Below are 7658 nucleotides of genomic sequence, written 5' to 3'. Positions count from 1 at the left end.
TCTACAAACATGCTATGCTCGGGTGCACAATAGATGTTTTTTCAAGTATTTATATGTTCTTTTTTGTGCACTTCAAGGTTGAAAGGGCCTTTAGCATTGCTTTAGATAAGCTATACAATAAAGATTACACCATGTGTCTTTCATGCTGGCTTTCTGATTATGATGATCCTATGTGTATCCTTCAAATGTTTAAGTATAGAAATTATGGAAGGAATTGCACGGGTTGGGAACATCCTAAATTTATCGAATTAATCAACCTCTCTAACCACAAGGAAGGCGATAAGCGCTTATCAACTCTAGAAAAAGCTGAAAAAGTTCTAATCGATGATATGCCTGTCATTCCCTTATATCACAGAAATTATGTATATCTTATGAACCCAGAATTGGAGTTTAATGTATCTCTGTGGGGAGATAGGCTCTTATTTCCCATGTCTCCGGAGCAAAAACAAATCCAAAATGAAAATAAACAACGCTCAAAAAAATAAGAACGGAGAAGTTCTGTCTGTCAACTCAAGTTCTATCTAGAGAAACGCCCTTCGATTGCTTTTCTTTTGACCAAAAATCTTTTTCCTTATCTCCTTGCTCTGACAATCGTGTGAAAATGTTCGTCATTACTAAAAAACCTAGCTTAAAGCATTCCAGGCTAAAATGCTCATTAGGAGCATGAATATTATTCGTGCTAAGAGATACACCCATGATTATTGTTTCTGCAGAACTAGCGGTTGTCAGATCTGGTATAATGGGTACAGATCCTCCACATGCAATATATTTGCAAGGGTTTTTAAATATTTCTTGATATGCCAAAACAACTGTTTTGGCAATCACAGAATCAGGAAAACAACAAAAAGCTCCATATCCCTCTTCTGTTTTGCAAGAAATGTTAATACCTGGTGGCGCCTGTTTTTTGAAGTACTCTACGATACTCTGAACCACTTTTTGAGGATCCTGCTTGGGAACTAATCGACAGGAAATTTTCGCATGTGCCACGGAGGGAATCACTGTCTTAAAGCCAGCTTCTATATAGCCCCCCCACATACCAGTTATTTCCACAGTAGGTCTTAACCAATTTGATTCTAAAAAAGAGTATCCTTCTTCATGAGCAAAAGCATGTACACCAAATTCTTTAGTATATCGATTTTGATCAAATGTCATATCCAAAAAGCTCGTCCAACTTTTCAAAGCGGGCTGCACTTCATCGTAGAAATGCGGGATAGCCACCCTACCTGAAGAATCCCACATATTGGCTAATAATTTGGCCAAAACGCGGTTCGGATTTAAGGCTATTCCACCATGGCTTCCCGAGTGTAAATCTACAAAGGAATTCTTACAAGTTACTTCAATCGTTGCTATTCCTCGCATTCCTAAAGTAATTGCTGGAGAGGCTAAACTTGGGATTCCTGAATCTACAATAACCAGATAATCTGCTTTTAGTTCTTTGGTCTTTGTATTGAGAATTTCCTTTAGCCCTTTACTATTTGATTCTTCTTCTCCTTCAATGATTATTTTAATGTTTATATCTATTTGCTTGCTTAATTCTAAATAAGCTTTTAAAGCGGTTAAAGAATAAAAACATTGTCCTTTATTATCAGAAGCTCCGCGCGCATATACACAATTGTTTTTTAAAATAGGGTCAAAAGGATCATTATCCCATAAGTCTATAGGGTCAACTGGTTGCACATCGTAGTGATGATAAATCAGCAAAGTAGGTCGATTAGAATCTGCTTTTAGATAAGAACCGAAAATCACAGGAAAATGGGAAGTTTCCCATATGTCTACTGTAAGCCCTATCTTCTTCATATATGCACTCAGCCAATCCACTGTCTTTCTAATGCCCTGTGCATACTTCTTGTTTGTGCTAATACTGGGAAAACGTAAAAACGCAAAAAAATCATTCAAGATTTCCTCTTGATGTTTTTGATACCAATCTTCAAATAGAGATTTTGACATAAATAGTTACTCTTATTTAATAAACAAGAAAATGTTAAAACATATTATCATTTTGTTCAAATTTTTCCTGTGCGTTTTTAAAAAAAATACGATGGCATAAGATTAAACAATGAGAAATTCCGATGTTTAATAGGAGTAAAACGCAGTAGCTTTGACCAAATGAAAACTATTCTCTTGTCGAGCATGTTCCCATAACAGGGATGCAGTCAACTTCTCTCTTTTCCTCAAGTATCTATTGATCGCATCATGATTAATATCACGGGCATGTTCAGCAAAATAAGTTAGGATATAATTCGTCTGTTCGCATTCCCTCAAAAAAAATCTCATTTTAAAGAAAACTCTTTTTTGCGTTAAGTCTAGCCGGTTTTACATGCATCATCAAAGGATAATATTGCGAAAGAAAACTACATACAAGCCTGAATATGGTGGTTCTCGCTTTTATTGTTCTACTTTTGAAAAGATTTTAAACAGGCTCTTAAATTTGTGAATAATTGCAAACCTCTATCCATATTTTCCTGAAATGTATCCTTTATCGCCGTATAAGTTCCCAGTAATTCCTTTCGACAAAATACCAGCTACAGAAACGTCTGATGTATTTCCAGGTGTTAATTGAAAAGCTAGAATTTCTCCTACTTCATTAATTATTAAATGAAGTTTAATTTCCAAGAACTATCCTGCTCCTGTTTTTCCCATTTTTGCAAATCTTGCAAAAACTTTATTTCTCCTAATTCTTTTGTTAAAGCTAATTCCAGTAATTTTACCTTTGTTATGTAAAAGATAAGCGAATAGGGGGATAAAAATATTTTTTACAAGGTAAACAAATCTGCTGTAGCTAATAAGAGTAGGAAACTCTTTACGGAGATGAACCATTACATAAATGCAATAGAAGTGTTTGAAATTCCTGTAGTTTGATTGGTGAAACAAAATAGATATTGTCATCATTTCAGGAATAGACATTTTCCCTTTAGGGCCTCTTGAGAATTTGCCTTTGGTAATTAAATGTTGCTCCCATTGCTTGTTAAAATCCTTCCAAAAATCATCTATAGAGCAGTATAATTCGACAAGCTTTTCCATTTTTGACCTCTTTTTGTTGTTGTTTTTTCGCAAATGAACTTGTACAACATTAAGTGGTCTTTTTGCACTGCTTTTTTGTCTTATCTTTCCTATTCTTAGTTAATTAAACTTAACACTGAGGTTCCTAGCATTTTTAAGTAACTTTGTTGTCTACTTTTTAGATCTACCTTTATGTTGATTATCTCTTGTTTATTATATTAACACATTTTAATATAATTAACAATTTATATCTTATTAAGTATTAATATAATAAAGTTGGGTTCTCTATGAAAATAATCTGTTGGCAAAAAGGCTTAAAAAAAAGAGGTTCTTGTACGCTATTCAAGAACCTCTTTTAAAAATAGAAAAGTCTTTAACTTGTAAAACAAGTTTAATTAAAAAGATTTTTTATTGCATGGTCTTTTGAGCAGCTATTTTTGCATCATTATTAAGGATTTTAATAACCCCTTCTGTGTATTCTTTGGTTTCTTCCATTTCTTTTTCTACGGTCTTCAAGGTATCATCGCTATTTGTCTGCAGGGCAGCGATACTTGTTTTATCTTTTTGTATGTTCGCTTTTTTTTCGCTACTTGTAGTTTCTAATACACCTTGAGTTCCACCAAGTACTCCCTGCGTTAAGTTTAGAGAGCCTTCTGCTCCAGCTACAGCTGCTTCGCTTAAGAGGCCAGAGAGCGCTCCTCCTGCTGCTAAGATTCCACCAAGTACTAGAAGAGGACCTAAGAAAAGAGTAGCTATTTGTACATAACCCGCTATTTTTGTAATAAAGGCCATTTTTTCTGCTTCTGAAAGGCTCTGGTCAGCTAAGGTTTGCAGCATTTGTGTCAACTGATTAACAGTCTCCATTTGGGTTACTTGTACTTTGGTACTAGCTCCTTGAAGATGCTGCAAAAGAGAGCTTGTTTCTAAGATGGATAATGACATGATTTAACTCCTATTTAGTTTCCATGATTCTGCCCATGTCAGTAATAGCTTGTCCTGCTTGCTGACCTAACTGGGCAGATCTATCGGAGGCATTTTCCACAAATATTTTTTCCGTAGAGCCAAGTTGAGAAGAGAGTTTTTGCGTTTGCGTGTTACAATAAGCAAGCAGAGCTTGTAACTTACTCATTATTGTTGAATCAGGACCTGTATCTGTTACCCCTTCCAGTCCTGGAGCGTTAGAATTATTGCCTGCTACACCTGCAACAGCTCCGATTGATATGGCTCCTGCGGTAGCTCCAAGAAAAGCTCCTAATACGAGACTACCTGCTCCTCCTGTACAAAATGCAAATAGCGCGCCTAGGGCGACTGCAAGCACTCCAAAAATAAGCGCTTTCGTATTACTGAAATGCCGTCCTTGGGTCGATTGACCAGCGAGATCTTTTTGTTTCTCAGCTTGCAATTCCAGCTGGGTCGTTTTTACTTTGGTTTGTTGGATTCCAGCTAACATGGCTTTATCGTTTTGATCCATTTGAGCTTTTGCAAAGGCTAAAAAGAGGATTAAGACATTCGCTTCTTCGGGGTCTACTTGTTTATTTTTGATCAGATCGATTACCTTTTCTTTGAGAGCATCAATTGTGTTGTTTAATTTCTGTTGATCATCTTTTGAGAAATTTTGTAGATCTTTGGAGCCAAGGGTATCTATAGTATCTAAAATAAGCTCTGCTTTTTCAGGATCTATTTTTTTTTGTTTTTTTAGCTCGGTTAGAGTAGCTTGTAATTGACTAAAATGTTTTTTCAATTGATTCATTAGATCTTCTAATTGTTTGGGGGATAGATTAGCGATTTCTTGTTTGATTTGTTGTAGATCTTTTTCACTAAATTTCTTGAGAGCCGCGACATGTTTTGGTGCGTATAAACGGGCAAGATCTTGTTCGATCTGCTTTAACTGCTCTGGTGGAATCGGATCTGTTGATCCTGTATAAGGTAATTCTCCTTGTTGCTGCGGGAGGTTTGTTTTTGACTTAACAGGTTTAATAGGCTCTGAAATAGGCCCTATTATTTTTTTAGAAGAAGTAGTTGTTGTTATATCCGACATAAATTCCTCCTTGTTAGTTTTGACTGATTTGCTCCCTCACCATGTTTTGTACTTCTTTTTTACAAGCCTGTAGGGATGCTTTCATTGTATTATTATAAGACGTGATTAGAGTCATATAGGATTTCATTTCAATAGAGTTTTGTTGAGACTGTCCAATGAGCATTTGCATACTAGCATTGTCATCTGCATTCCAATCTTCCAGTGGATTCTCCGCTTTTGGATCTTTGATTTTTCCTTCATTAATTAAATAAACCTGTGTCATTGCCCAAGCAATCATGCGATTAAATTGGGTAGGATCTTTTTTTTGAGCATTGGGTTGAAAATGCAAATCCGTTCCATGAAAATTTAGATCTTGATCTTCTTCCCAATCGGAAATAGCATCTATTATACTACGGCTATCTATGGGGTTAAATTGCTCGTTAAAACATCTAAAAAGATCTTGCGTAGATGCTAAAAGAGTTTTGAGATCAGGATATTTTTTTACACGTTTTTCAAGCTCTGTAATATTTTTCTGAAGATCCAAAACCCCTTTTGCAAACTCTTTGATGATATTGCCTATTTGATCTTTTTCCCAAGACTGCGCAGTAGGCTCTTTTTCCGCAGATAGTTGAAATTTACCTATCTTTTCATTGAGCATGATCAGGTTATCTTGAAAACCTCTTAGCTCTTCTGTTATACGTGTTGCTTCTTCCATTTTTTTAACAACCCGATCAAGAGCTCCCGTCCCTTTAGAATTTGTAACCAAAACAAGAATGGCAAGTACTAATAAAAGATTGATGTCATAACCTTTTTCCTTTTCGATAAAAAGGTTATTAGGATTTGCTTCTTCTATAAATGGTATTTGTTGTATCTGTAGAGACATAAAAAAGCCTTCTTAAGATTGAACCCAGCTGGACTTCTGGGCATATTTTTTTAATGTACCTCGCTTTTTTTTCTGAGGTATTTTTGCATCGATAAGTTTTTCTACTTCCTTGCTATTTTTTTCAAACTCTTGTTGAAAAATCACAAGCCTATCTCGATTCGGCGAGACTGTATTAAAAAAATAGGACAAAATCAATTGTAGTTGATCTTGTTCTAAACCTAGTTTCTCTGTTGCTGATTCGAGATAATCATATAACAAGTGTCTTGCTTGCTCTAATTTCTCAGCAGCTATTTTCTGCTGTTCTTGGCTTCCTTTGGACACCGCTTCTTTTAGATCCACCATCAATTTGTTCATCAAATTCAATAACTCTTCAAAATGGGTGTCTTTATACTCCACCCCTTCTTCTAAAAACATTTCGATTTTTTCGATCTCTTTGTCTTTTTTCATAAAGTTCCCTATATGTAAAGAATTGCCTTTGCCATAGATCCAACAGTATCTTGAGCCTGGGTCCAATGATTCAACTGTATTCTATCTTTAGTTAGCGCTTGACTATTTTCTGATTGTAACTTGGTAAGAACGGTATTTACACACGCTTTAATTTTTCTCACATTATCATTGAGCTTTGAATCCCCCGGAGAGCTTTTTGATGCTTCTTCTGCATTGCAAAGCTTATTTACTTTTGGCATAAGGATATCTAAACAATTACGTACGCTATCACTAAGTCCTTTTGTACTTGCAAGATTTGTTAGAATGCGTTTCAGCTCTTGAGGGTTGTTAATTTCCGACAACGCATTCCTTAGAATGCTTTTTATGTACGCTTCATCTTTAGATGAAGAGCATTGTTCCTCACTCAAATTAGAGAGAGTAGCTACTATCTCTGCTGCGGCTGCTAAAGAATTTTCTGCCATGATTAGCTCTCTTTTTATAGTTTGTGCTAATTTAATCGACCTTAGTTTTATTAAAACATAAAAATGAATTAATTTCACAGTCTTTTAATTCATTTTATTATTTATAAAGAAACTAAATGTAATAAATAAACAATAAAACTATTCGAAAAATTTAAAAGAAAACAGCTCTCTTACAGAAAGGCATCAAGAAAAAGAAATTGCTTTAGCAAAAACCTCTCTTTGACTAGAGATAAATTTTATTAATCAAATGCAGGTCAAGACAGTGCAAGGTTAGTTAGTTCTTTGATAGATAAAAGACAAATTTTCAAAAAACAATACACAGAAAACATACAAAAAATTTACACCTATTATAAATCAATGACAATTTCTCTTTCTAATCCAGAAAGAGTCCCAGAACGTATACAAGAAGAAAAGGCAAAGTTTTTAAAAATTTTCAAAACACAAGAAAATCAAATAGACTTTATCGAACGAGCCATACAGGATTACCAAAACATTAGATCTCTTGCATAACCAATAAGCAATCTAAAATTTTAAAGTATTTTAATCCAGGAGATATGATTGTTTGAGCGATATAGCTGGAAATGCTTTTGTTAAGATTAGGAATCTATAAATGAAAGCTTTAAAATAAGGGGTTATGCAAGAAATCTATTATAAATAAGGCTACAGCGGATTAATCGCGATGGAATGTTTAGTCCCAAAGTGTGATGGAGTGGGTTAATTCTAAAACTTTTTGGTTTTTTTTGCCAACTTTTGATGATATAGTGGTTCCGATTCAATCGGATAGAAAAATATTTTGTTTTGTGTTAAGCTATTGAGTATGAAAAAACTGACCCCTAGCCAGAGAGCTGAC

The 7658-nt window shown here is 34.9% G+C and carries 7 protein-coding genes and 3 pseudogenes; 2 read left to right on the top strand and 8 right to left on the bottom strand.

Annotation, left to right across the window (positions count from 1 at the left end):
- Positions 1-485, top strand: a pseudogene (locus RHOW815_RS05720) (hypothetical protein); the annotation flags it as partial.
- A gap of 25 nt (positions 486-510) precedes the next feature.
- Here the strand turns inward: RHOW815_RS05720 and RHOW815_RS05715 are convergent.
- The 8 genes and pseudogenes from RHOW815_RS05715 to RHOW815_RS05680 form a co-directional block, all read right to left on the bottom strand.
- Complete coding sequence (locus RHOW815_RS05715) at positions 511-1947, bottom strand: dipeptidase (RefSeq protein ID WP_215217374.1); 1437 nt, start codon at positions 1945-1947, stop codon at positions 511-513.
- A 177-nt stretch (positions 1948-2124) separates the two neighbouring features.
- Positions 2125-2274, bottom strand: a pseudogene (locus RHOW815_RS09350) (IS701 family transposase); the annotation flags it as partial.
- A gap of 134 nt (positions 2275-2408) precedes the next feature.
- Positions 2409-3021: pseudogene (locus tag RHOW815_RS05705) on the bottom strand (transposase); the annotation flags it as partial.
- A gap of 387 nt (positions 3022-3408) precedes the next feature.
- On the bottom strand, positions 3409-3942 hold the full coding sequence (locus RHOW815_RS05700; protein ID WP_215217371.1) for a hypothetical protein: 534 nt from the start codon (positions 3940-3942) through the stop codon (positions 3409-3411).
- Between the two features lie 10 nt (positions 3943-3952).
- Positions 3953-5038: a hypothetical protein gene (locus RHOW815_RS05695; RefSeq protein ID WP_215217370.1), complete on the bottom strand. Its 1086-nt coding sequence runs from the start codon at positions 5036-5038 to the stop codon at positions 3953-3955.
- A 13-nt stretch (positions 5039-5051) separates the two neighbouring features.
- On the bottom strand, positions 5052-5900 hold the full coding sequence (locus RHOW815_RS05690) for a hypothetical protein (RefSeq protein ID WP_215217369.1): 849 nt from the start codon (positions 5898-5900) through the stop codon (positions 5052-5054).
- A gap of 12 nt (positions 5901-5912) precedes the next feature.
- Complete coding sequence (locus RHOW815_RS05685; protein ID WP_215217368.1) at positions 5913-6347, bottom strand: hypothetical protein; 435 nt, start codon at positions 6345-6347, stop codon at positions 5913-5915.
- 8 nt (positions 6348-6355) lie between these two features.
- Positions 6356-6808 (bottom strand): hypothetical protein, encoded by a 453-nt coding sequence (locus tag RHOW815_RS05680; protein WP_215217367.1) that lies wholly within the window; start codon positions 6806-6808, stop codon positions 6356-6358.
- 282 nt (positions 6809-7090) lie between these two features.
- Here RHOW815_RS05680 and RHOW815_RS05675 point away from each other — a divergent pair, with 282 nt between their 5' ends.
- On the top strand, positions 7091-7318 hold the full coding sequence (locus RHOW815_RS05675; RefSeq protein WP_215217366.1) for a hypothetical protein: 228 nt from the start codon (positions 7091-7093) through the stop codon (positions 7316-7318).
- Positions 7319-7658: the final 340 nt, after the last annotated feature.

Source organism: Candidatus Rhabdochlamydia sp. W815 (assembly GCF_018642185.1).
In the GTDB taxonomy this organism is placed as follows: domain Bacteria; phylum Chlamydiota; class Chlamydiia; order Chlamydiales; family Rhabdochlamydiaceae; genus Rhabdochlamydia; species Rhabdochlamydia oedothoracis.
This window is presented reverse-complemented; position numbering and strand designations above follow the sequence as displayed.